At 49.3% G+C, this 534-nt stretch carries 1 pseudogene; it reads left to right on the top strand.

Going from position 1 to position 534, the window contains the following annotated elements:
• Positions 1–534 (top strand): annotated as a pseudogene (locus R8N49_RS29970) (mechanosensitive ion channel protein MscS); the annotation flags it as partial.

Raw genomic sequence — 534 nt, 5'->3', positions numbered from 1 at the left:
AGCGTGCAGAAGCGGAATTGCAAGACAAGCTAGATAAGCGCATGCGTTTGCTATCGGCATCGATGGCGTATCTGCGTCAACAAGCAGAAATCATCGGTACGCAGCTTTCATCCAGCCCTGAATCAGAAAAAGCGTCTTTGCAACTTAGCCAACTGATCGTGAAGCAGAGACTGAATATCGCAACGGAAAGTTTGCGTAACCTGATGTCGATCGGCGACAAAATGGGCATTGAGACGTCGGAGTACAAGCGTCAGATCTTTGAAATCACAGGCAGCATCACGCACGACTTGCTAGACACCAAAGTGGTGTGGTCCATCATCAGTCACTGGTCAAACTCCGCGGTGGATTGGTTTGCGGAAAACGCACCACAGCATATCTTCCAGCTGTTCGTGTTTGCGCTGATCTTATTGATTGCTCGTGCACTGGCTAAACTCACGCGCAAAGTGGTGAGCAAAGCGGTGTCTTCTAAGAACTTGAAACTTTCCCACCTAATGCAGGACTTCTTTATCTCCATGTCCGGCAAAGTGGTGTGGG

The sequence above is a fragment of the Vibrio sp. 1978 genome, assembly GCF_033344345.1.
The sequence above is the reverse complement of the archived record's forward strand: the minus strand, read 5'-3'. Positions and strand labels throughout refer to the sequence as shown.